The organism is [Clostridium] symbiosum ATCC 14940 (assembly GCF_000466485.1).
Classification (GTDB): domain Bacteria; phylum Bacillota; class Clostridia; order Lachnospirales; family Lachnospiraceae; genus Otoolea; species Otoolea symbiosa.
Genome location: NZ_KE992887.1, coordinates 332 through 22,151, shown reverse-complemented (window position 1 = coordinate 22,151; position 21,820 = coordinate 332). Strand labels below are relative to the sequence as shown.

General features: G+C 48.9%; 20 protein-coding genes and 1 pseudogene. 2 read left to right on the top strand and 19 right to left on the bottom strand.

Translation table 11 applies throughout. The annotated features are described in order from the left end of the window. Positions 1-65: 65 nt before the first annotated feature. From dsdA to CLOSYM_RS09025, 14 genes and pseudogenes are all read right to left on the bottom strand, one after another. Positions 66-1,400, bottom strand: a complete 1,335-nt coding sequence (gene dsdA / locus CLOSYM_RS09090; RefSeq protein ID WP_242828659.1) for a D-serine ammonia-lyase — start codon at positions 1,398-1,400, stop codon at positions 66-68. 78 nt (positions 1,401-1,478) lie between these two features. Then, positions 1,479-2,048 (bottom strand): annotated as a pseudogene (locus CLOSYM_RS24030) (HAD family hydrolase); the annotation flags it as partial. 50 nt (positions 2,049-2,098) lie between these two features. Continuing rightward, complete coding sequence (locus CLOSYM_RS09085) at positions 2,099-2,986, bottom strand: EFR1 family ferrodoxin (protein ID WP_021641880.1); 888 nt, start codon at positions 2,984-2,986, stop codon at positions 2,099-2,101. A 131-nt stretch (positions 2,987-3,117) separates the two neighbouring features. Beyond that, positions 3,118-5,283 carry a penicillin-binding transpeptidase domain-containing protein gene (locus CLOSYM_RS09080; protein ID WP_044902293.1) on the bottom strand — a complete coding sequence of 722 codons (2,166 nt, stop codon included), beginning with the start codon at positions 5,281-5,283 and terminating at the stop codon, positions 3,118-3,120. A gap of 68 nt (positions 5,284-5,351) precedes the next feature. Next, positions 5,352-5,888, bottom strand: a complete 537-nt coding sequence (locus CLOSYM_RS09075) for an IbrB-like domain-containing protein (protein WP_003505074.1) — start codon at positions 5,886-5,888, stop codon at positions 5,352-5,354. After that, entirely contained in the window at positions 5,863-7,209 is a 1,347-nt protein-coding gene (locus CLOSYM_RS09070) for a phosphoadenosine phosphosulfate reductase (protein ID WP_003505072.1), read from the bottom strand. The genes CLOSYM_RS09075 and CLOSYM_RS09070 overlap by 26 nt, the downstream gene beginning before the upstream one ends. A 180-nt stretch (positions 7,210-7,389) precedes the next feature. Further along, positions 7,390-7,743, bottom strand: coding sequence for a hypothetical protein (locus CLOSYM_RS23420; RefSeq protein ID WP_021641878.1), 354 nt, complete (start codon positions 7,741-7,743; stop codon positions 7,390-7,392). A gap of 58 nt (positions 7,744-7,801) precedes the next feature. Next, positions 7,802-9,076 carry a phosphoribosylamine--glycine ligase gene (purD, locus tag CLOSYM_RS09060; protein ID WP_003507526.1) on the bottom strand — a complete coding sequence of 425 codons (1,275 nt, stop codon included), beginning with the start codon at positions 9,074-9,076 and terminating at the stop codon, positions 7,802-7,804. Positions 9,077-9,237: 161 nt separating this feature from the next. Next, the gene (purN, locus tag CLOSYM_RS09055; protein ID WP_003505068.1) at positions 9,238-9,828 is read right to left on the bottom strand and encodes a phosphoribosylglycinamide formyltransferase; all 591 of its coding nucleotides are present in this window, start codon (positions 9,826-9,828) and stop codon (positions 9,238-9,240) included. Then, entirely contained in the window at positions 9,822-10,856 is a 1,035-nt protein-coding gene (gene purM / locus CLOSYM_RS09050; protein WP_021641877.1) for a phosphoribosylformylglycinamidine cyclo-ligase, read from the bottom strand. The genes purN and purM overlap by 7 nt, the downstream gene beginning before the upstream one ends. A 79-nt stretch (positions 10,857-10,935) precedes the next feature. Then, positions 10,936-11,454, bottom strand: coding sequence for a 5-(carboxyamino)imidazole ribonucleotide mutase (gene purE, locus CLOSYM_RS09045; RefSeq protein ID WP_003505064.1), 519 nt, complete (start codon positions 11,452-11,454; stop codon positions 10,936-10,938). A gap of 377 nt (positions 11,455-11,831) precedes the next feature. Next, positions 11,832-12,245, bottom strand: a complete 414-nt coding sequence (locus tag CLOSYM_RS09040; RefSeq protein WP_003507530.1) for a DUF3795 domain-containing protein — start codon at positions 12,243-12,245, stop codon at positions 11,832-11,834. Between the two features lie 312 nt (positions 12,246-12,557). Continuing rightward, complete coding sequence (locus tag CLOSYM_RS09030) at positions 12,558-13,652, bottom strand: HD-GYP domain-containing protein (RefSeq protein WP_021641875.1); 1,095 nt, start codon at positions 13,650-13,652, stop codon at positions 12,558-12,560. Positions 13,653-13,692: 40 nt separating this feature from the next. Beyond that, the gene (locus CLOSYM_RS09025; protein WP_003504519.1) at positions 13,693-14,043 is read right to left on the bottom strand and encodes an Hpt domain-containing protein; all 351 of its coding nucleotides are present in this window, start codon (positions 14,041-14,043) and stop codon (positions 13,693-13,695) included. A gap of 150 nt (positions 14,044-14,193) precedes the next feature. Between CLOSYM_RS09025 and CLOSYM_RS09020 the strand changes: the two genes are divergently transcribed. Beyond that, a complete protein-coding gene (locus CLOSYM_RS09020; protein ID WP_003504520.1) occupies positions 14,194-15,090 on the top strand; it encodes an RluA family pseudouridine synthase in 897 nt (298 codons plus the stop codon). On the opposite strand, the gene CLOSYM_RS09015 is transcribed toward CLOSYM_RS09020, so the two are convergent. Next, the gene (locus tag CLOSYM_RS09015) at positions 15,066-16,451 is read right to left on the bottom strand and encodes an RsmF rRNA methyltransferase first C-terminal domain-containing protein (RefSeq protein ID WP_003504522.1); all 1,386 of its coding nucleotides are present in this window, start codon (positions 16,449-16,451) and stop codon (positions 15,066-15,068) included. The genes CLOSYM_RS09020 and CLOSYM_RS09015 overlap by 25 nt on opposite strands. 105 nt (positions 16,452-16,556) lie before the next feature. After that, positions 16,557-16,778 carry a DUF6783 domain-containing protein gene (locus tag CLOSYM_RS24245; protein WP_368384152.1) on the bottom strand — a complete coding sequence of 74 codons (222 nt, stop codon included), beginning with the start codon at positions 16,776-16,778 and terminating at the stop codon, positions 16,557-16,559. Between the two features lies 1 nt (position 16,779). Between CLOSYM_RS24245 and CLOSYM_RS09010 the strand changes: the two genes are divergently transcribed. After that, a complete protein-coding gene (locus tag CLOSYM_RS09010; RefSeq protein ID WP_044902291.1) occupies positions 16,780-17,358 on the top strand; it encodes a hypothetical protein in 579 nt (192 codons plus the stop codon). Between the two features lie 118 nt (positions 17,359-17,476). Here CLOSYM_RS09010 and CLOSYM_RS09005 read toward each other — a convergent pair whose 3' ends face one another. From CLOSYM_RS09005 to CLOSYM_RS08995, 3 genes are all read right to left on the bottom strand, one after another. Continuing rightward, positions 17,477-18,868, bottom strand: coding sequence for a YfcC family protein (locus CLOSYM_RS09005; RefSeq protein ID WP_044902290.1), 1,392 nt, complete (start codon positions 18,866-18,868; stop codon positions 17,477-17,479). Between the two features lie 136 nt (positions 18,869-19,004). Next, positions 19,005-20,144: an amidohydrolase family protein gene (locus tag CLOSYM_RS09000; RefSeq protein ID WP_003504527.1), complete on the bottom strand. Its 1,140-nt coding sequence runs from the start codon at positions 20,142-20,144 to the stop codon at positions 19,005-19,007. 133 nt (positions 20,145-20,277) lie between these two features. After that, positions 20,278-21,690 (bottom strand): YfcC family protein, encoded by a 1,413-nt coding sequence (locus CLOSYM_RS08995; RefSeq protein WP_003504529.1) that lies wholly within the window; start codon positions 21,688-21,690, stop codon positions 20,278-20,280. Positions 21,691-21,820 lie beyond the last annotated feature (130 nt).

Genomic DNA, 21,820 nt, shown 5'->3' with positions numbered 1-21,820 from the left:
GAAGACTCAGGCGGAGGTTTTCGCGACACCGGACGTAGTCCGTTCCGGCCGCCGGCGATATAACCTCACAAAAATGTATTTCTGTACTCCTGCCTGACAGGCTCCGGGACCAGGTTGCCCCCTGTCGCCCAGGCGATATGGACTGCCCGGGCCATCTTATCTTCCAGGCAGTGCAGGCGGAGATATTCTTTCGTCTCCTTATAACGGTTCAGCATAACTGGCCCGGCAAAAGCCGCGCAGGCGCTTGGTTCCAGAAATACTTCCTCCGTATCCAGCAGATCTCTGAGATATTCATAGAGATTTGCATCAGACACGGTGAAGATTCCGCCAAGCAGCGGCTCCATCATTTTTCCGACAAAGCCTGAAGGCCTTCCCACAGCCAGCCCGTCCGCATGAGTAATTCCGCTCAGGCCGATGTCCCGTACGGATATATCATTATGCAGGCCCGACGCCATTCCTGCCAGCATGCAGGGCGCCTCAACCGGCTCCACAAAAAAGCAGTGTACGCTGTCCCCGAACACCCGTTTCAGGCCAAAAGCCACACCGCCGGGCGCCCCTCCGACGCCGCAGGGAATATAGACAAACAAAGGATGCTCCCCGTCCACAATGATTTCCTGCGCCGCCAGCTGGGTTTTCAGCCGTTTTGCCGCCACTGCGTATCCGAGAAACAGATTTTCGGAATTTTCGTCGTCCACAAAATAGCTGTACGGATCCTGCTCCGACAGTTTCCTGCCGCTTTTGACCGCGCCGCTGTAATCAGACTCATATTCGATTACCGTCACGCCGTGGCTGCGCAGCAGCTCCTTCTTCCATTCCCTGGCGTCGGCCGACATGTGGACGATGACCTGATAACCCACGGCTGCGCTCATAATGCCGATACTCAGCCCCAGATTTCCGGTTGAGCCAACCTGGATCGTGTAGCGGCTGAAAAATTTCCTGTTTTGATCATCAGCCAGTACCTCATAGCTGTCTTCCAAGGTGATAAGACCATGCTCGAGGGCAAGATCCTCGGTATGCTTTAACACTTCATAAATTCCGCCTCTGGCCTTGATTGAACCGGCGATTGGCAGATGGCTGTCCAGCTTCAGATACAGCCTGCCGGAAAGCTTGGCCCCATATTTTTCATTGATGCGTCCCTGCATCTTCGGTACCGGAACGAGCGCCGATTCAATCATTCCATCCGCTGCGTCCGTTTCAGGGAAACAGCGCTTGATAAATGGGGCAAAACGCTGCAGCCTGGCCTCTGCGTCATCCACATCCGCCATGGTCAGCTTGACCGCCTGCGCTTGCTCTTCCTCCGTCTCCGTCCTTCCGGCTTCCGGATTAATCCATACGAGTTGTTTTCCCGTTGTAAGTCTCGATAAATCGAAAGCAGGCTTTAATTCCTGCCGTTCTATCAGTAAAAGTGCCTCCGTAAGCGTCCTCACCGTTGTAACGCCTTGACAGTGTTTTATTCCCTTCCTGTCCAGAAGCACCGGAAGAATCCCGGCGGATAAGGCGCCTTTTACATCCGACTCCGGAGAATCCCCGATGTGAACCACCTCGTCCCTCGCACAGCCGCTCACCTGGAGAGCCAGCTCGAACAGTTCCCTGTGCGGCTTATATGCACGCACCATCTCGCCGCAGATGATTCCCGCCGGATTAAGCCCCTTATCCCGCATAGATTCCTGCACATAGGGCAGGCCATTGTTCGTTATGATGTAAATCGGCAGACTGCATTTCTCAAAAAATTCCGCCGTATCAGGAAAAGCCGGTGCATACATCCAGAACCGCCTGCAAAGCTCATGGATTTCTTCAAAATTCTCCTTCAGGTGAATCTCTTTTTCACATACTTCCAGCGTCCTGTCCACGATCTCATCCTGAGTCAGGAATGAATCGCCGCTGCTTGCGGCTTCAAAGTATTTAATCAGTTTCCACCAGTAAGCCAGCATAGATTCCATACTGTCGATATCGCTGTTTTTGTAGCAGCGCCTCAGCATCTGCATGGCATCAGGGCCGCCCTCCTCAATCATAGTACCGGTGTAGTCAATAAAGACTGCTTTCAGCATGGTATCCTTCTCCTTCTGACTTTATATTTCTGAATCTTATATTTCTGAACTTATATAAAAAGTTCGTTCTTTTTTCTGCCGGAACATGCTTTTTTCATCTTCTGCGAAGCGGCAAACAGCACCAGCCTGTTTAAATCTCTGGCATGGCGCGGGCAGACTGAAACGCAACGCATGCAGGAGATACATTTCTCCTTGTCAACCGATGACGGTTTCTCTGCCGGTATCGCCCCGGCCGGACATTCTTTCGCACACAGACCGCAGCCGGTACAGGCATTGTCCGCTTCCGGCTTAAATGGCACGCCGCCATACTCTCTGTACGGCCTGTTTCCGGGGAGTCCCGGGATTCTGCCCGTCTGTTCCCCCTGCAAAACGCCTGCCGCCTCTTCCTGCCCTCCGGATTCCTTCTCCAGACGCTCTCTTATCCGGGCGGCAAAACCGGCAAGCTCTTTTTCATCCTCTGCGTCCGGCCTGCCCTGACTGAACTGGTGCATGATGGAATGCTCTGCAACAGCCGCGACTGCCGCTTTACAGTCAAAGCCGGCTAAAACAAGAGTATCCTCCAGCTCCAGCAGCGTATCCTCAAATGCACGGTTGCCGTAAACAGCGGCCAGAATCGTTTTCGCATGACCGCCCTCCATCTCTTTCAGCCGTTCCAGGACCAGCCCCGGGACACGGCCGCCAAAAGACGGCGCCGCCACAATGCAGATATCTTCCCTGGTGAAATGATACTGTGAATAATCCGTCCCGGCCGGTGACAAATCAATCTCTTTCATCTCCCAGCCGCCGCTTTCTCTTTCATTGCTCAGGGCGCGGCTTACAATATCCGCCACCTTCTTTGTTCCGCCCGTCGGGCTGAAATATATTGTATAAAGTGTCCTTCTTTTCTCAAATTTCCCGGCAAGGCTCTGCCTGTGCTCCTCAAATGAATGTTTCTCCATGGAATACCCCCTACGGCCAATATTTATTGACCATTATATACTTTTATTTCCATTCGTTCAAGTTTAGTATTATCTTCCTCTCTGTCACTTCTGCCCACTGCGCCGGGCCGGATTTGAACCAGCATATAAAATTACGGAATATAACTGTCCAGGACGGCTTTCGCTTTGCCAACCACCAGCCCGCTGCCGCCTTCATTTTTTACATCTTCCACCATACTTACCAGCAGGAGCGGTGTATTTATGTTTTTATCTGCCGTATATACGGCAAACCAGCCAAGTTCCGTTCCGCCAGTATCCTCCTTTGATGCTTTGATTTCAGCAGTGCCGGTCTTGCCGGCCAGTGTAATATCCTGCCTCATGGCTTTATGTCCGGTTCCGTGCGGTGAACTGATAACTTTGAGCAGTGCATTTTCGATGGTTTGAGCCGTTTCGGCTGTGCAGGCCTGTTCAATCCAGGCTTCAGGGGACGGCTCTGCCCTGTAAAGAAGGTATGGTTTTAAAACGGTACCGTGGTTGGGGAACATCGTGTATAAAGCCGCCAGATGAACGGGATTTATCAGTATCTCTCCCTGACCGTATCCGCTGTCGGCAAGCTGGATTTCCGACTCAATTTTCTCCGTATTGGAATACTGGGCTTCGGCCACCGCTATCTCAAATGGTATCTTCTGGTTGAACCCCAGACGGTCAAGTCCGGCCATAAAATCCTCGGAGCCAATCTTCAGCGCCGCCTTGGCGAAATAGATATTATCGGAATAAATATAAGCATTCTCCAGGTTTACCGGACTGTATCCGTGGAGTGTCGTCACATAATAACCGCCCCAGCCGGCATCCTTCTGCCAGCGCAGTCCCGCCTGTGTCTCTCCAAAATTCTCATCCGGGCTGAGAGCGCCGGTGTTCAGGCCAATAACCCCGGTTATCGGTTTAAAGGAAGAACCTGGAGCAAAGCGCTGCCGGAAACGGTTCAGCATTGGTTTCCGTTCGTCCTCATTCAGCGCCGCCCATTTTTCCTCCGACATGCCGTAGATAAAGTCATTGTTGTCATAGCTGGGGGTATTGACCAGAGCCAAAACTTCTCCTGTAAACGGATTCATGGCCACCGTGCAGCTCTTGCGGTCCTGATACGTGTCGTAAATCATTTCCTGAAGACGGCTGTCGATTGTCAGCCTGATATCCTGACCGTCGATTCTTGTGACTGACGCCAGAACCAGCTTTTCCCGCCCCTCCGCAGATAAAATGGATATACGCGTGCCGTTCCTTCCCTTTAACTCCTTTTCAAACAGGCTTTCCATGCCGGTTCTCCCGATTACGCTGTCCGTCAGGTAGCCCTCTCCCTGATGCTCTTCCAGATCCTCGGCCGTTACATTCTGGACATATCCAACCAAATGGGCGGCCTTCTCTCCGAGAGGATAGCTTCTGACAGGCGTATCCGTGATCATGACGCCCGGAATCGTCAGGAGTTCATCCTGCAGCGCCTTATTCCGGAGATTCTCCTCATCGCCGGATGCAGTCTGAAGCTTTAGTTCATCCACGCACTTTACAGTCTTTATCCGAACCAGGGAATCATCCTTCACCCAACCGGCAGACAGTTTTTTTGTAATATTCTCAACTGATATACCGAGAAGCTGTGAAAGTCTTTGTAAATCTTCCCCGGAATACCCGGACTCATTCCCCGGTTCACGGCTCATCCTGCCCGGTACAAGACCGACCAGGGATGCAGTCCCCTCTCCTGCCAGCAGATTGCCGTTTCGGTCCAGGATACGGCCGCGCGTCGCCTTGTCGGTGCTCACCCTCACCTTGTCATCCGGTCCTAACTGAGGAAAGATTAACCTGTCGCTCCAGGCCAGTTTATATTCAGGCTTTCCTTTCGTTCCTTCTTCACCGGGCACTTCTTCCCGAAAAACCGCCTGGTTAAAAAAGCTTATTTCTCCGGCCAGACTGTCCATTGTGGTTTGGTATTCTACCGTACCGGTACCGTCTTCTTTCAGCTCAGTGCCCTTTATTTCTATCCTGACGCCGGACGCCTCGATCCCCTCGTATATGTTCTTGTTTCTCTTTTCAAAATCTTCCAGGCTGATATTCAGGCGGCTTTGGTTATCCAACATCCCGTACATCGCCCCATAATCGCCGTCCGCCATATACTGCATATATTCCGTCAGCAGTTCCTCCGGAGTCTTCTTCTCCTCCTTTATCCGCCTCTGTGAATAGAACCAAAATGCACCTGCGGCTGCAATAGCCACGCTGCACAGCAATACGGCCGGTATCAGCAAAACGGCTCTTGATCTTCTTCTGCGCCTCATACGCTGCTCCTTTCCTGTGATTGAACTCACCTTCGATAAAGACTGCGGCAGAAACTCGGGCTGGCAATTTATCTTATATATTCATCTTCGTCATCAACCGGCCGCCAGGCCTGGCCGAATTTCACATCCCGGAATAATGTCGCCAGCCCTGTAATCTGCTTAAGACGCAGAATCTCATCTCTGTCCATGCCCAGATGTTTGGAAATCCATGCATCCGAACGTCCCAATTCATGTAATTCTTTTACAATGTTGCTCATCAAATCCACATTGTGGGTTCCCCTGGCCCTGTTATGGCGGATTGTGCTGGCCATCCGCTTATCTAGCGGTTTATTAATGACCGATACAGGCAGCAGCCCCTGCTCCCTCTCATATATGTCCGGATGGTTCAGCATCACCTGATAGCGGTGGAAGCCGTCGATAATAAGATAAATATCCTGCGCTTTTACATAATAGCAGACTACAGGCATCGTATAACCATCTTCTTTAATGCTTTCATACAAAAGACGCATTTCGGGAGGCGCTACTTTATTAGGATTATACGTATTCGGCTTTACTTTTTCAATAGGTACTGCAATTACATCATAAACCGGGCTTCGATAACTCATAATTAAAATCCTCTATGCTTTCGTATTTTTTCTTAATCAGGTCTAAACGTTTCTGCTGCTGGCGGGTCATACCAAAACCCATAAAACGGCAGATGTGATCATTTTTCAGGATACAGTAACACATTCTTTTCCAGCTTGGTATATCCTTTGTCGTCTTGATATTGTCCGTATTATCAGGTATCGGTCCGAGAAAGACAATGCGAGATTTTTTATTTACGGTATAGTTGGAAACGCCATTGCGCCTTATCTTATATCCGTTCTCCACCAGCTCCTGGATCGTTTTTTCGTCCAGCCCGCCTCCCGTCTCATGCCAGAACTGGATCGAGGTGTTGAATTTTTTAACATAGTTATTGCGAAGCCTCTTCGGCAGCGTGTCCAGCAGAAAATGGGTATAAGATTTCCATGTATGCCCGGGCGGAAGTGTAATAGTACGGTACCCCATTGCCTTTGTTCTTCCGTAGATTGAAGCAAAATTAGCGCCCTGCACACGGCCGATCAGTTTACACCAAATCTCAGGGTCGATCACCCGGTACAGGTTGATCGCGTCCTTCGAGTAGTCGTTAAAAGGCGAAGCGACCCGCATCTGTGATACCTTAAGCCCGGCTTTATGGTAAAGATCATAAAGCCGGTTGTAATCATAGGAAAACAGATAATTGGCATGCCATACATCCTTTGCGCTCCAGTCGTAAAGCGGCGAAGCGCACCAGACATTTTTGAACTGGTTGCTAATCCAGCACTCGCCTTTATAGCCGTATTTTTTATTTAAAAATCCGCTGTACCTTTGCAGGGATTCGTCTGCCCGTATTCCAAGAAGGCTGACCGTCTTCTTGTCACCGTGTATCTGCCGGTACCAGCGGCCGAACTGTTTTGCCAGATCCTCCTGATGCATGCGGTACCTGTATGTAGTGATAGGATTGTTTGATAAATTGATTACATATTCTTTGTCGGGCATTTCGCGGACCCATAGCTCCTGTTTTGTATCGTCCCATGGATACCAGTACATTTCATAGCTGCTCAGGGCAGTTCTGGTGGCCATTGGCAGGCAAACCCAGTAAATCTCCGCCTCGTCTTTTATTCGCTCCAGTGTCCGCTCAATATATTCGGTGGTTACGGTATATTGGGCCTCGAAATCCTGATGAAATACGCCGATCGTCTTATCCGGATAATATTTCTTTTTGTAGTCAAGAACCAGATTTAAAAGCAGGCCGCTGTCCTTACCTCCGGAAAACGACACTAAAATATTGTCAAATTCTTCGAAGATAAAATGGAGACGCTCCATACATGCCTCATAGACATTTTTTTCCAGATACTCTCTTTTCATTTTTCCCTCCCTTAAATAATACGCAGCAAACTACCCTGCCGGACAGGAAACGCCAAAAAGCCTGGAGAATCTCTGCTCCCGGCTTTTGGTCCCCCAATACTGAGGATACTGTATAATCACCGCCAAATCTAATACTCCTTTTGTATCAAATATTACTGTTCCATTTCATTTTTTAATATCTCATGCACATAAGGTGCTCTTTCTAAATACAAACCAATATCTTGCTTCATTATAACTGCTACATCGGAATTTTGTCCAGTCGGTTTTTATCATGCAGTCAGGAGTCATTGCTCTGTCTTTACGGCTATCCAAAGGAGGAGGAAGAGACAAGTTGTCAAAATCCTTTACCTGCTCCCTCCCTGCGCACTTTATTGCCATCTTCATCCTTAAAACAAGCAATGGATGCAGTCTGGCATTCAGTTCGTCTATAAACAATGTTCCACCGTTATCCTGAACATCTAATGTAAAGCTCTTGCTCGTATCTTTCTCATCCTCCGGTGGTAACTCCTCCACCTCAAAATCCTGTATATTCAAAAAAGACAGCTATGCTCGTCAGAACACAGCTGTCCATAAAAATATCTATTTCATCAATTTACGCTTCATCAATCGCCTTGCCGATATCATGCCTCATATACTTATTATCAAATTCAATCCACTCCGTGGCCTGATAAGCATTGGCTCTGGCTGCCTTCAAATCCTTCCCGGTTGCCGTGACTCCCAGCACGCGGCCGCCATTAGTCACGATATTGCCGTCAGCGTCAAATTTAGAACCTGCATGGAAAACATAGTAACCGTCTTTTTCCTTGAAGTTTTCAAGGCCCTTTATCTTGAAGCCTTTCTCGTATTTAACCGGATAGCCGTCGGAAGCCAGGACGACACAGACAGCCGCATTGTCCTCAAATTCCAGTTCAATCTGATCCAGCGTTCCGTCCACACAGGCTTCAAAAACATCGACAATATCATTCTTCATACGCGGCAGAACCACCTGCGTCTCAGGATCCCCGAACCGGGCATTATATTCCAGAACTCTGGGGCCTTTTTCCGTCAGCATCAGACCGAAGAATATGATTCCCTTAAAGGTTCTCCCCTCTGCCTTCATTGCATCGACCGTAGCCTGATATACATATTTGCGGCAGAATTCATCTACCTCCTGCGTATAGAAGGGACTTGGGGAAAATGTTCCCATACCGCCCGTATTGAGCCCCTGATCTCCGTCCCCTGCACGCTTGTGATCCTGAGCGGAGGTCATGATTTTAATCGTGTTTCCGTCTACAAAGGAGAGTACGGAAACCTCGCGACCGGTCATAAACTCCTCAATGACCATCTGGTTCCCAGCGGAACCAAACTTCTTATCCATCATAATTTCTTTCACGCCGGCTTCCGCCTCTTCATGTGTATTGCAGATTAATACGCCCTTTCCCAGAGCCAGGCCGTCGGCCTTCAATACGATAGGCATCTCAGCCGTCTTTAAATATAAAAGCGCTTTTTCCGGATCGTCAAAATTCTCATATCCGGCAGTCGGAATATTATATTTCTTCATCAAGTCTTTGGAAAATGCTTTGGAGCCTTCCAAAATCGCCGCATTTTTCCTCGGGCCGAATACTCTCAGGCCTTCTGCCTCAAACACATCGACAATACCGCCTACCAGCGGATCATCCATGCCGATAATAGTCAGATCAATGGCATGCTCCTTTGCAAAAGCCGCCAGCTTATCAAATTCCATGGCCCCGATATCCACGCACTCCGCATACTCGGCAATTCCCGCATTGCCGGGCGCACAGTATATCTTGTCCGTTTTTTCACTCTGGGACACCTTCCAGGCAATCGCATGCTCGCGTCCGCCGCTTCCAACGATTAAAATTTTCATTATCTCATGTCTCCTTATGTTATCAGCAACATTTCAGACAGCATGAACTGTTACTGCATCCGGCCTAACTAAATCGCTGCGCGTTGAGCCGAATGATTGCTGCCACCGCTTTTTCACACGGTCAGCACAGCAAGTATGCAGACCTGTCTGAACGGCTGCTATTATCGAACTTCTGCTATCATATTGATTGCCTGCGGAAGAATTACCCACTCCGCCTCCTCCATGACGCGGCGCTGGAGAATCTCCGGCGTGTCGCCTGGTTTCACCTCAACTGCCTTCTGAAGCAGGATTGGGCCTGTATCCGTTCCTTCGTCTACATAATGAACCGTTGCCCCCGTCACTTTTACTCCCCGCTCTAAAGCCGCCTCATGAACCTTCAGTCCATAAAAACCGACTCCGCAAAACGACGGAATCAGGGACGGATGGATATTGATTATCCTGTTTTTATATGCTGCAATCATCTCTTCCGGTATCTTTACAAGGAAACCGGCCAGCACGACCAGATCCACCTTGCAGGCATTCACCGTATCGAGAAGCGCTTTGTTAAACTCTTCTCTGCTGCCGTACGCTCCGGGTGTCACTACAAATGCCGGGATGTTATGATCCTTAGCCCTCTGGATGGCATAGGCATTCGCATTATTGCTGATTACAGCCGTCACCTCGGCGCCCTTAATACCGCCTCCGTCAATGGCATCCAGGATTGCCTGCAGGTTGGTTCCCCCGCCGGAAACCAGCACACCTACTCTCAGCATAAAGTCACTCCCTTATCTCCCGCTTCGATGGAGCCGACAACATACGGAATCTCTTCAGCCGACCTGATTGCTTCCATCGCCTTATCCACATCTGCCGGATCAACGGCCAGAATCATGCCGAGTCCCATATTATAAGTGTTGTACATCATCTCTTCTTCGATATTGCCCTTATCAGCCAGCAGTCGGAAAATGGCCGGAACCGCATAGCTGTCTTTCTTTACCACGGCGCGCGTGCCTTCTTTTAACATACGCGGAATGTTCTCGTAGAAGCCGCCGCCTGTGATATGGCTGCATGCCTTTATCGTAATCCCGGCATCCTTGACGGATTTGAGGGCTTTCACGTAAATTTTTGTCGGGGCAATCAGCGCTTCACCGAGCGTGGTTCCCAGCTCTTCATAATATGTATTCAGGCCTTCCGCTGTAAGCTCCTGTTCGAATACCTTACGCACCAGAGAGAAACCGTTACTGTGTACTCCGGAGGAGGCCATACCAATCAGGACATCGCCTGCCGCCAGTTTCTCACCGGTTATCAGCTCCTTCTTATCTACCGCTCCCACTGCAAAACCGGCCAGATCATATTCGTCTTCCGGATAGAAACCAGGCATCTCGGCCGTCTCTCCTCCCACTAAAGCCGCTCCGGACTGTTTGCAGCCCTCTGCTACGCCGCTTACGATCTCGGCAATCTTCTCCGGCACATTCTTGCCGCAGGCAATATAATCCAGGAAAAACAGGGGTTCGCCGCCGGCACATGCAACATCGTTGACGCACATGGCAACACAGTCAATGCCGACCGTATTATGTTTATCCATCAGGAAAGCAAGCTTTAACTTAGTTCCCACTCCGTCGGTACCGCTGAGCAGCACAGGCTCGTCCATCTCCTTAAAAGCTGCTGCGGAAAAAGCTCCTGAAAATCCTCCAAGGCCTCCCATTACTTCCGGTCTCATAGTTCCCTTCACATGTTCCTTCATCAGCTCAACTGATTTGTATCCAGCTTCAATATCAACTCCGGCGTTCTTGTAATCCATCATTTTCCTCCAGTATTTTTAGAATTCACTGTTATAAAGCGCAGCGCAGTAACGGGGCGCAGCGTTCTGTATCATCCTCTGATTATTTCTTCATACGGGCTACATACTCTTTATAGCCAATCTCATCTAATTTCTCAGCTTTGGATACCACTTCATTCTTCATCTCTTCCGAATAATCCTTCAGCTTCTGAAGAAGCTCCGGATCGGAAGCAGCCAGAATCTTGGCAGCCAGAATTCCTGCATTCTTTCCGCCATTGATGGCAACCGTGGCAACCGGGATACCGGACGGCATCTGAACGATGGAATAAAGTGAATCCACCCCGCCCAGATCTGACGTCTTCATCGGAACACCGATAACAGGCATTGGGAACAGTGCTGCGCACATACCCGGAAGGTGGGCTGCTTTGCCGGCCCCTGCGATCATGACCTTGTAACCCTTCTCCTCTGCGGATTTGGCATATTCAAAAAACACATCCGGTTCCCTGTGGGCAGAGATAACCGTCATCTCAAATTCAATCCCCATTTTCTCCAGGAAATCCGCCGCCTGAGCCATTACAGGCATATCAGAGTCACTTCCCATTACAATTCCTACTTTAGCCATAGTTCATTCTCCTTTTCTGCTGTTATCATCTGATAATTCCACTTTCGCTTATCCGGCCGTCAGGCGGATTAATTCATTACTGTTTCATAATAAATTTATTAGCCATACTTATAAGTAGTTTTAATTAAAGTATCATTACTTATTAGTAATGATACTAGGTTTTTTTTGGCAAGTCAATAGGAATTTTGGAGATTTGAATGAGAATGAAGGATGCGTCCGGAGACCTCGTCGCTGCCAATGCCTAATGGCGAAAAATAATAATATGGGCAGCAATTCTTCAATATAAACATTATACTGAAATTACGCCAGACCAAACGGAATTAAAACCGGTGATATTCTTCCGGCCTTAATTCCGCTCAATCAGCGTCCTAACCTGCTTATTTCATTTTTTCCTGGCACTCGCTGCACTCCCTGTCATGGATAGAAATGATACCCCCGCATTTGGTACAGGTATATTTTTCTTTCTGCTGTTCCATGAACCGTTCCAAACCGTATTGACGAACAAACCCGCTGTTTTCCATAAGGCTGGCCTGATACCTTTTATTGTAACTTTTTTCAAGGTTTTTTATCTTTTTGCAGGGATAGCCGCTGCATTCAAAACAATAAGACAGCCCTTTATCCCTGACACAATCTTTTATCGCGCATTTACGGCAATGTTCCGGCTTGCCTATATCGCTGTTTAAGCAGCCGGCGCATGGCTTTTTATGATAGCAATGTTTATAGCAGACCATGCAGTTCATGCCGCAGGGGGCGAACATTATAGTGTCGATATTCTCTTTTGGCATTTTCACGGCCCGGCCTCCTTGTCATCTTACTTTTTCTTTTATTCTACCACATTTAAAATCTCAATGCACATGAAAAAATGAATATCCCCGTTATACCGGTAAGGAAATACCGGAATGTCACCAGTTTTTTCTCTGTTGTTAGCGCATACATATTTCTTTATCAGCCATAGTACCTCCTGCGCCGGACAGGAGCTGTCTATTGCGAATCTCCGGGCACAGGTCACCGACCCCAACGATAACCAGCACGCCCTGCGCACAGGTCACCGCCTTCAAAAAAGGAGCGGGTGCAATAGACGCCCCGCTCCTGGTAAATTCCTCTTATTTCAAACTGCCTGATTGGATCCGATCGCCTTCCTGCAGTTTTAAAATATCCGCCACTTTGGCAAATGCCCTCAAAAGAGCCGGATTGAACTGTCCGCACTCTCCTGCCTGTATCATTTCGAGAGCTTTTTCATGGCTGTATGCCGGTTTGTAGATACGTTCACTGACAAGCGCATCATAGCAGTCAGCCAAAGCAACCACCTGGGCCCATATCGGGATCTCGTCTCCCTTCAGGCCATCCGGATATCCATGGCCGTCCCACTTCTCATGATGCCACCGGCAGATATCATGGTAATATACGAATGAATCCGAATTCTTCAAGATTTCGACGTTCTCCAGAATCTCGCATCCTCTTACCGTATGCAGTTTCATGATCTCAAACTCTTCCGCCGTCAGCTTCCCCGGCTTATTCAAAATATAATCGGGAATGGCAATCTTACCCACATCATGCATGGCCGATGCCACTGAAATCTCCTCAATTGTGGCCGCCGGGAAACGGTACGTCGGATCCGCCTCTCCGAGAGCCTGCATCAGTATCTTAGTGGCCGTCCTGATTCTTTTAACATGCTCACCCGATTCACAGTCCCTGAACTCTATGACCGTACTCAGGGTATCAACCATTGCAAGGCTGGTCTCCCGCAGCTTCTCGGACTGCTCTTTAATCTTCCTCGTCTGGCCTTCGATAATGCTCTCCATACGGAGACGCCGCTCGTAAAGCTCTATCGTATTCTTCACACGCCGTCTGATTATACTTGGGTTGAACGGTTTGTTAATCACATCATCCACGCCCATATCATAGCCTTTATTAATAATCTCATCGGAATCCTCCGCAGTGATTAAAAATACCGGATATTTTTCATTATTATGGTGCCGTTTTAATTCCCTCAGCACGCCAAAGCCGTCCAACTCCGGCATCACAATATCAAGCAGTATGATAGCAATCCGATCACCATATTTTTTAATTGCCTCCAAAGCCTGCAAACCGTTCTCCGCTTCCGCCACACAGTAGCTATGAAAGAATAGTTCTTTTAAAATAGCCCTGTTCAACTCTATATCATCGACGATCAAGATGACTTTACGCAGATCCTCCATCCTGCTTTCCCCCGTTTACTGTTAGAATTAAAATTATCTTTTAGTCCAGCCTGCCGACGCACTCCAGTACTTTGTTATACTCTTTTGCCAATACGTTAAAGAGCGCCGGAACTTTTTCAAATTCCTGTTCCCTGGCTGCAGAGACTATCGACGCCGCATCTCTGCTGAGCTGTTCAAAGCCCAGGTTAGCTGCAACTCCCTTCAAGGTATGGGCGTACATTTCAATTCCTTTATAATCCTGCGAATCAATGCTTGTATTAAGCCGCTGAAATGTCTCATCATCAGAGAACTTCCCCGCAAAACGTTTCCAAAGGCCCTCATTACCTGCAAATCTGGCTAAAACTGTTTCGGCGTCGCCATCCAGTATATCAAAAACATCATAAATATTCATTTATTATCTGCCTTTCTAAGTCACATATACAGAGACTGTCAATGTACTCATTTTCTTATTTTTGATTGTAGCAAAAATAGAAATAATTTGCAATGACTTTAAAGGCCCACTTCCTTGTCATATGCGTGCATTTTTGTTACAATTACTTTCATGGAAAAGCGAATTGATTATGAAATAAAAGAGAACGACTGCGGCAAAACAATCGAGTCATATTTGAGAGAACGCGGATATTCAAGAAAGATTCTGGTTCACCTGAGACAGACAAATCTGGGAATTACCGTTGCAGGCGAGCTGGCCTATACCACCAGAGTATTAAAAGAAGGGAATATTCTGTCCGTCCGCCTGTCCGAAGAAACCTCATCTGAGCGTATTATTCCCGTACCCATGGAGCTTTCCGTTCTCTATGAGGACGAAGATTTGATGGTAATAAATAAAGCGGCCGGGATGCCCGTCCATCCCTCCCAGGGCAATTTCGACAACACGCTGGCCAACGGACTGGCATGGTATTTTAAAGAGAAGGGCGAGGCCTTTGTGTTCCGCGCCGTCAACCGGCTGGACCGGGATACCACCGGGCTGCTGCTGATTGCCAAAAATATGCTGAGCGGCGCGATCCTTTCCTCCATGGTTTCTGAAAAAACAATCCGCCGGGAGTACAGGGCCATTGTCTCAGGCCTGACAGAAGAGGAGGGCTGTATCTGCCGGCCAATCGCCAGAGCGGAAGGCTCCACCATCGAACGCTGCGTGGATCCGGAGAGGGGTGAGTATGCATGCACCCGCTACCGCCGGCTCGGCTACGACCGCGATAAAGACTGCTCCCTGCTCCTTATCACACTTGACACTGGCAGGACACATCAAATTCGTGTGCATATGAAATATATAGGCCACCCTCTTCTGGGTGATTTCCTCTATAATCCTGATTACCGTTTTATAAAGCGGCAGTCGCTCCACTCCTGCCGCCTTACCTTTACACATCCTCTGACGGGAGAAGCGATGGACTTTACCGCCCCGCTCCCGGAGGATTTCTATTTTCTAAGGCCCTTAGGATAATGGTTCTTAAGGACGCCTCCTGCCAGCTTTGCCCAGCCGCAGGAGTATCCGTCCACCGTCATCAGAGTCCAGCCCTTCCGGCCGTCCCCTCCGGCTGTATCCGTTATTGTTTCCCCTCTCAGATATGCGTCCGCTTCCCGGGATACGGCCGGATAATCGCGGTATCCGGCCGCATCACCCTTTCTCAAAGCCAGCGCCAGTGCGTGGGATGGCTCGAACCTGTTTTTCTTAAAGCTGCCCAGGTGAAGGCCCGGCCTGACAATCCTGAGCCTGTCAATGCCCGGCATCTCCCCCGGTATCCGGTAGAGCTGTTCTCCGAAAAGAATGAACGTCTCCTGCTCAGTCCACTCATTCGGCTCCGTGAGGTATTGATTGCAGAAATCATAATAATCCTTAAGGGCTTTTCTGTCCCGGAAATAGGCAGGATAGTTTCTCTTATGCTCCCTGTCCGCGCCGTCTTTTCTGAGGACGGCTATAAAATGGCCTTCTCCCCTGGTCCGGTGCGGCCAGATTCTGACCGTATTCTCTATCCCCGCAGCAGAACCGTTCCCCCACTCCCTGACTCCCGACGACAGTCCCTCATAGACAGGCGTCTCTTCTATGGTAAATTCAGGATGTCCTGCAATAAATGTCTCCACGGCCATCTCATTCTCCTGCGGCGCAAAGGTGCAGGTCGAATAGACCAGCCTGCCGCCTGCTTTCAGCATCCTCGCCGCATTGGCGAGAATCTCCTGCTGGCGCAGCGCGCAATGCTCTACATTCTCTGTGCTCCACTCCCTCACGGCCTCCTCATCCTTACGGAACATCCCTTCCCCTGAACAGGGAGCATCCACTGCAATCCGATCAAAAAATTCCGGAAAATACTCCGCCAGACGGCCGGAGTCTTCATTCGTCACCACCGCATTGCGGACTCCCATCCGCTCCACATTCTGGGACAGGATTCTGGCTCTGGCCGGATGAATCTCGTTGCTTAAGAGGAATCCTTTTCCCTGCAGCCTGGAAGCAATCTGGGTCGTCTTTCCTCCCGGAGCGGCGCAGAGATCCAGCACCTTCTCTCCCGGCTGCGGATCCAAAAAGCTAACTACTGCCATCGCGCTCGGCTCCTGGATATAATATACGCCCGCCTCATGGTATGGATGACGGCCCGGCCTGTCCTGGGGCTGATAATAAAATCCCGATTCCGCCCAGGGAATTGGTTCCAGCATAAAAGATGTCTTAGCCAGAAATTCCTCCCTGCCTGTCTTCAGAAGATTCAGGCGCAGTCCCTGGGAACGCTCCCTGTCATAGCTTTCAAGAAATTCCCCATATTCATCTCCCAGCATCTGTTTCATTCGTTCCCTGAACGGCAACGGCAGTTCCATATCACACTTCTCCTTTTATCATGATTAATTTTCACAGCATTGCCGCTTTTTGGCAAGGGTGTGAAAATTAACTTATTGTATCACATTCTGTTTGTTCTGACAACTTTAGCCTTTGCCGTTTCTGTGCATCGCAAAGCGTGTTACTGTTCTCACCGCGCCGCTTTCTGCCGAGGTGAGAACAGTAACAGATACATATACAGGAAGCAACACGGAGATAATAAGTCCAGAGCGTGTCTGAAAATTGCTTTCTGTCGGCAGTGCGTCACACTTTATGGCAGATTTGGCCCGAATGAATTTTAAGACACGCTCTGGCTTTGGAGGTGACATCATGGTTTCAGTTTTTTTTTCGTATATTATTATCCCGCTTTCTACCTTTATGCTGGCCCGCGGAACCGGTTATTTTTCCACAAATTTTTCTTCAATCCGTACGTCCTTATCCAGACAGGGCGAATTTCTTCTGTGGAGTATTATAACCGGAACATATTTCTTTTTTTCACTCCGTTTTATTCTTTTCCAGGCAAAAAAGCAGTTCGATATAAGAAAAGAGCTTGTGCTGCTTTACCTCTCCGCCGGTATGATGTTTGCCTTTGTGGCCACGCCGTACCTGCCTGCCCGTTTTCCTCTTTTATCCGCGCTGCACGTGTTCAGCGCTCTGGTTTCCACCGTAGTCCTGTTTTTCTGCCTTCTTTTTCTGGCATTTAAACTGTACTGGACCGCCCCCGGAAAAGGGCGGCCCTGCCTGCTTCTCTTAATCTCCACGGCTGTTTTCTGCATTTCTTCCTTTATTCTCTCAGGAATTATCAATACAGCCATGGAAATCTCGTTTGTGCTGGCCTGCTGCCTGCTGATACGGCTCTATCTGCGCCTGTTTTGCTTGGAGCGCGGCCCGGACAGGAAGTGCCTCTAAGATTTCTCGTTCTAACAAAAGCCCGGACGCTTCTCGGGCTTTTGTTAGAACCTTATACATTTATTGATCGCGTCTCATTGGCGCTCAAAGCGGAACGGCTTATACAGCGACTGTCCGCCTACACATAGACCACCACGGAAATCAGGATAAACACGACCTGCAGAACCATCATGATGCAGAATAAAGGCGTCATAAACTTATACCATTTATTGATCGGCACTCCCATCAGCCCGCACTCCAGCGCGCAGGCAGTCGGCCAGAACATGTTGGAGAAGCCGTCGCCGAAATGATAGGCCAGCACGGCTGTCTGGCGGCTCACTCCCACAATATCGGCGACCGGAGTCATAATCGGCATCGTAATGGTCGCCTGGCTGGAGGAGCCTGTGATGAAGAAGTTAATTACATTCTGGATTGCCAGCATCCCGGCTGCCGAGAAATACTGGCTGTGACCGTTCAGAAGCTGTGAAAGATAGTATACAATCGTATCTGAAATCATCGCATCCTGCATGGTCAGGAGAATCCCTCTGGTGAAACCCACGACAAGCATTGAGGATACCATACTCTGAGTGGATTTGATAAAGGTTTTGCAAATCTTCGTGGCCCCGTAGCCGCCAACAACTCCGGTGATGATCATCATCATCAGGAACATGGCTGCGATTTCATCGATGTACCACCCCAGCTTCATCGTGCCGTAGAGCAGAAAACCGATGGTAAAGACAAAAAGGCTCAGGCAGATTTTCTGCCGGACAGTCATTGCCCCCTCCTCCGCCTCATGCACGGGAAGCGTATCCAGCTTTTCCCCAAAAAGCACCGATTTTTCCGGATGGGCCTTTACCCTTCTCGCATACCACATAACATAGAGGATGGACACCGTCTGAAAAACTGCAAAAATAACGACGCGGTAGCCAATGCCTGAGAACATCGGCACTCCGGCAATGCTCTGTGCGATTCCGATGGAAAAGGGATTCGTCGTGGCGGCTGCAAATCCGGTCGCAATTCCCACAAATACGATTGCGCCCCCAACCACCACATCATATCCCAGAGCTGCCGCTATCCCGACAAAGACGGGTACCATTCCGTACACCTCTTCGTAAATCCCCATGGTCGAGCCGAGAATCCCGAAGGCCAGCATACTGACCGGGATAATCAGATATGTGCGGCTGCCCATGGCTTTAATCAGACAGTTGATCAGGCTGCTCAGCGTACCGTTGTCAATCAGCACGTAGACATATCCATAGGCAAATATAATCAGGAACAGGATATTCGCCGCGCTGACATACCCCCTCTGGAGCGCCAGGAAAATATCAAAGAAGCCCGGCCTGACCCCTTGCGTAAAATGAAATGATTCGGGTATTACAATCATTTTATTGCTTACCGGATCAAGGATCCTGTCGTACTCCCCCGCAGGTATAATATAAGTGAGCGCCACCACCGTCAAAAGAATCATCGTAAGAATCACATAGGTGTGCGGCATCTTGATGTTCTGTATTTTGTCTTTTAATTTTCCCATTTTGCCTCCCCCTTGTTTTCGTGCGGCTGCGTACGAAAACACCTCGCAGGAAAGTAGCTGAAAGCAGTAACTTCCCCATATACGCCAGAAATCCCCGGGGAAAATTCCCCGGGTTCCGGTCATAAACTCCAGTATTCTAAATTGTCATATCCTGTCCTTCCAGGAAAACTTTTTCCACTTTTGTATCGTAATCAAAGGGATGCTTTGACCAGATAACGATATCGGCGTCGCGGCCGGCCATAAGCTCGCCTTTCCGGTCATCAATCCCCAGAACCTCCGCCGGATTTTTCGTAACCGCTTTCAGTCCTTCTATCTCATCAAGTCCTGCGCGCACCGACTGTGCAGCGTATACGGAAAGATAGTAAATCGGTGTTACGTCATGATCCGCAGTGATGCAAATCTTGATTCCCGCTTTATTTAACACGCCCGCCGTCTCAAAGCAGCGTCCCATGCTCTCAAGCTTGGACCGCGGATACATCGTCGGCCCCAGGATCACCGGATAGTCATGTTTGGAGAGAAAATCCACGATGGAGATTCCGTCCGTACAGTGGACAATGACCAGCTTCAAATCATACTCCTTTGCAATCCTGATCGCGGTGCAGACATCGTCGGCCCTGTGTACATGCGCATGGAGCGGAATCTTTTTCTCCAACAGCGGGAGCATGTTTTCCATCCCGATATCCGTCCTGAAATAGCTTCCGTCTTTAGCCGCCTCTTCTTTTCTGTGTTTATAATCAATGGCGTCCTCAATACATTTTCTCAGCAGATACGCGTTGCCCATCCTGGTCTTAAAGCTGTATCCGGCCCTCTTGGGATTCTCGCCAAAGCTGCATTTAACGGCCGCCTTTCTTTCCAGCACCATCTCCTCCGCAACTTTTCCCTTGAGTTTAACGACACTGCAGATGCCGCCCACCACGCTGTCGCTTCCCGGGCAGACACAGGCTGACGTCACACCGGCCTTAACTGCCGTATCCACGGCCAGATCAAAGGGATTGATGCCGTCAATTGTCTCAAGATACGGCATCACCGCGTCGCTGTAATCATTACAGTCGTCGGCAATGGCGCCCATCCCCTCCTCACTGATACAGATATGGCTGTGGGCGTCAATCAGCCCGGGAGTGATAAACTTTCCTTTCGCATCAACTATCTCTTCTCCGGCTTCCTCCGGGGAAATCCCTTCCGCCACCTTAATAATTTTTCCATCCTTTACCAAAATATCTCTTTTAACGAATCCGCCTTCCTCAAAAAGCAGGACCTGTCCATTTTTAATAATCATAGTCTACCTCATTCTCTGATTTATTTGTAACCGTTAAATTACTGTCCACAGCCCCGCTGAAAAGAACGGTTACATTTATTGATGACGGTGACCTGTGCGCAGAGCGTGCAGGTTATCGTTTATCACTTAATTTTTAGCAGTATCCGATGGCTACTGCGATCGTCATAAAGATGACCTCAAGCACAAGCACGATTCCGAAGAACGGCGTAATGAATTTGTACCATTTGTTGAGCGGTACGCCCATAAGACCGCAGTAAAGGGCGCAGGAGGTCGGCCAGAACATATCTGCAAAGCCGTTGCCAAACTGGTAAGCCAGAACCGCAATCTGCTTGCTCAGTCCAATCAGCTCGGCTGTCGGAGCCATAATCGGCATTGTGATGGTCGCCTGGCTGGAAGAACCCGTAATAAAGAATTTGATAATATTCTGAAGGAACAGCATGCCGTATGCAGACACATACTTGCTGGCTCCGGAAAGTAATGATACCAGATAATAAACGATTGTATCGGAAATCATTCCGTCCTTCATGACAATCAGGATTCCTCTTGTGAATCCCACAATCAGCATGGAGGAAACCATGGCCTTTGTGGATTCTATAAATGTTTTGCAGATATCGGTTGCAGAGTAACCGCTCGCTATTCCTGCAAAAATCATCATCATCAGGAACATGGCCGCAATCTCATCGATATACCATCCTAACTGTGTTGTACCGTAGAGCAGACTGCCAAGTGTTGCGAAGAAAATAAGAAGACAGATTTTCTGTCTAGTATTCATTTTAGCTCCGGTCAGCTCATCCAGGCTCTTTCTCTGGACGAATTCACTCTCCACACCGTACATAATCGACTTTGTCGGATCGGCTTTTACTTTACGGGCATAATTCATGATATAGAGAATTGCCGCCAATTCAAATACAACCAGAATTACAACGCGCAGGCCCAGTCCCGAGAACATCTCCACACCGGCCACATCCTGGGCGATACCAATCGTATAGGGGTTAAATGTACCTGATGCGTATCCGATAATCACACCCAGGCAGACAATCGCACCTCCGACCACAATATCATATCCCAGCGCCACCGAAATTCCTACGAAAACCGGAAAAAGACCGTAAACCTCTTCAAAAATTCCAAGGGTCGAGCTTAAAGCTCCAAGCACAATCATCGTAATCGGAATCATGAGCTGAACCTTTTTGCCCACCAGACGCACCAGCGTTCCCAGAGCCGCATCCATTGTTCCGTTCTTCACCAGCATATAGACAAAGCCGTATGCAAAGATAATCAGGAACATGATATTGGCGGCATCCACATATCCGCGCTGCAGTGAAAGGAAAATGTCAAAAAATCCCGGCGCCTTGATATCCACAAATTCAAAACTTCCCGGAACTACGATCATCTTTCCGCTGACCGGGTCTTCCACTCTCTGATACTGACCGGCCGGAATAATGTGGGTGAGAACCGTCATAATTACAAGTATCGTTATCAGTATAACATACGTGTGGGGCATCTTCACCCGTTCAAACCATTTCTTCTTCTCTGTTACTTCATTCATACTTCATTCCTCCTAAAATTACAAAAATCGACATTTCTGTTGTTGCTATTATAAAGCTTCAAGTAACTTGAATGTCAATAGGTTTGAGTGTATAATAGATTTAACGGAGGTTGGGAGGACGCGTCCGGAA